4 protein-coding genes are annotated in these 2,393 nt (G+C 61.6%); 1 reads left to right on the top strand and 3 read right to left on the bottom strand.

Annotated elements, in window-relative coordinates; genetic code table 11:
- A partial coding sequence (locus NDI85_RS22170) for an ABC transporter permease (RefSeq protein ID WP_310917076.1) occupies positions 1-662 on the top strand: 662 nt, incomplete at its 5' end.
- Between the two features lie 78 nt (positions 663-740).
- On the opposite strand, the gene NDI85_RS22175 is transcribed toward NDI85_RS22170, so the two are convergent.
- The 3 genes from NDI85_RS22175 to NDI85_RS22185 form a co-directional block, all read right to left on the bottom strand.
- Positions 741-1,490 (bottom strand): plastocyanin/azurin family copper-binding protein, encoded by a 750-nt coding sequence (locus NDI85_RS22175; RefSeq protein WP_115819538.1) that lies wholly within the window; start codon positions 1,488-1,490, stop codon positions 741-743.
- A gap of 19 nt (positions 1,491-1,509) precedes the next feature.
- Positions 1,510-1,818, bottom strand: coding sequence for a thioredoxin family protein (locus NDI85_RS22180; protein ID WP_115819537.1), 309 nt, complete (start codon positions 1,816-1,818; stop codon positions 1,510-1,512).
- A 123-nt stretch (positions 1,819-1,941) separates the two neighbouring features.
- A complete protein-coding gene (locus NDI85_RS22185; RefSeq protein ID WP_310917077.1) occupies positions 1,942-2,277 on the bottom strand; it encodes an SHOCT domain-containing protein in 336 nt (111 codons plus the stop codon).
- Between the last annotated feature and the right edge of the window lie 116 nt (positions 2,278-2,393).

The following is a 2,393-nucleotide window of genomic DNA, read 5'->3' on the forward strand; positions in this document are numbered from 1 at the left end:
CGTTCATCACGCTCGCCTTCGCGGTCACCCAGGACGTCCAGATGCCGGTCCGGACGGTCGTCGACGGCGAGACGACGACCGTGATGCGAGGGATGCCCGAGGTCCACGGCGTGATAATGACACCGATCACGAGCTCGTTTATCGCTGGCCTGGCCGGCCTGTTCCTGATGCGCGAGGCGAGAGATACGGACGGCCGCCTCGCGGTCGTCGGCTATCGCGCCCGCCAGGTTATCACCGCACGGTTCGGCGTCCTCGCCGTGATCACGCTTGTCGTTGTCGGCGTCTCCGTCGGCGTGATGCTCGTTGACTTCCAGCCCGAACAGCTGTGGGGGTTCGTCGCCGCAATGGTTGTCCTTTCAGTTACCTACGGACTTATTGGGATGCTCGTCGGCGCCGTCTTCAACCGTCTGGCCGGCCTGTGGATCATGTTGATTCTCCCGATGATCGATATCGGGCTCTTCCAGGACCCGCTGTTCGTCCAGTCGGAGCCCGAGTGGTGGATGAAACTCTTCCCCGGGTATCATCCTGTCCGGGTGATGGTCGATACCGGACTCACGACGGACCTTGATACTGCTATGTCGCTCGGCTGGGGATTCGGCTACCTCCTATTCGTCGGACTCCTCGCTATTTGGGTGTACTACCGAGGAACTCGAGCGACGTGACGACACAATCGAAAGAGGGCGACCTCCGTAGACAGACGAATTTACAGACGTCTCCCCGAAGGGGTTTGTTGACTCACCTCACAGATATCGGTCGTCTTGCCTGTCGTCCAACCGTTCACGACGCTGCTGGAACTCTTCTTCGTCGATCTCGCCTCGTGCGTAACGGCGTTGGAGGGTTTCCATCGCGGACGTATCACTCCGGGAAGGAGCGTCACCTCGACCCAGTGCCCAGTAGAGGAGTCCACCGATCAGTCCCAGCATTCCGAGTGCCCCGCCGATGAAGGGGACGCCGCCCCACCCGCCCCTCGATCCGCCCATCATGCCGCCGCCGGGACCCATCATGCCGCCATCGGTACTTCCGCTGCCCTCGACGTCCGAGCCGACGGCGACGGCGCCGTTCTGGACTATCGTCTCGCTGTCGGGGACCTCGCCGTCCGGGATCGGGCTGTCTTCAGCTGGACCGCCAGGGCTACCGACGACGATACGACCGACCATGCCGACCGTCTTGTGCGGGATACAGTAATAGTCGTACGTGCCGGGCGCCTCGAACGTGTGCTCGAAGCTCCCCTGCGAGATGGTCCCGCTGTCGAAGGCGGTGCCGTCGGCGGGAACGCGGTCCGGATAGGCCGTCGCCGAGTGGGCTCCGGCTGCGATCTCGAAGCGGACGGTCGTGCCGGGTTCGACGTGGAGTCCGATCGGGTCGAAGTAGTTGTTGCCCATCTTCACGACGGGCGTCTCCTGTGCGGCGACTGGTTGGGTGAATCCCGCACTCGTGACTGTGCTGGCACCGAGTGCTCCTAGGAACTGGCGTCTACTGTAGTCTGTCATTGTAGCTGGTTGGCTGCTGTTATCCACGGATGATGCTGGCGAGCCGGTTCGCGAGTCCGGGCGATTGCTGGCCGGCGCTCTCGATGGCAGCGTCCAGTTCGTCCCGGTCGACGATGCCGATGAACTCGTCAGTCCGCTCCCCGTTCGCATACACGAGCGTCGTTGGCGTCTTTCGGACACCGTACTCCTCGGCCGTCTCCAGATCGGTCTGGATGTCAACCTCTCGGAACTCGACATCCGGATACGCATCTTCGATGCCCTCGTTTTTCTCTCGCTGCGTTGCGCACGCTCCACAGGTCTCCTGCGTGAACAGGATAACTTCCGTCATAGTAGCTAGTATGGTCTTGTGCTTTTAGCACATTTCTATTCACATCCGAAAGCTGTGAGGATCACAGATTTCGGATTCCAAGGAGGCGGACGTGAGAAACGCCGGAGGTTGGTGGTCGGACCGTCACTCCGAGCGTTCGAGCTTGTTCTGACGCGCCTCGAACTCTTCTTCGGTGAGATCACCACGAGCGTATGCCATACGCAGCTCCTCCATTGCAGGATTCCGCGACGACTGCGATGCCGTCACGCGACGGAAGACGAGATATCCTCCACCGAGCAGGAGGAGGAGGAAGACCAGCTGGACGAGCATCCCGACGAGTGGCCACCAGCCGCTGGTGGTCCCGCCGTAGCCCATCATGCCACCGAACCCCATCCCCATGGTGAGCATCGGGAGGACGATGATCGCCCCGAGGATCAGGAGCACGATAGTCGTGGTGTCGAGTTGATTGGACGAGGACATTGTTACTCCTCCTCCGGCACCGTTCCCAACTCGTCTGAGACCGTTGCGATGACGCGCTCGAATCGTCCGTGCACGTCGACCGCGATCTCGTCGAGGTCTGGATTCTCCGTGATGCC

Origin of the sequence: Haloarcula sp. S1AR25-4 (genome assembly GCF_031624555.1) — an archaeon.
GTDB lineage: Archaea > Halobacteriota > Halobacteria > Halobacteriales > Haloarculaceae > Haloarcula > Haloarcula pellucida.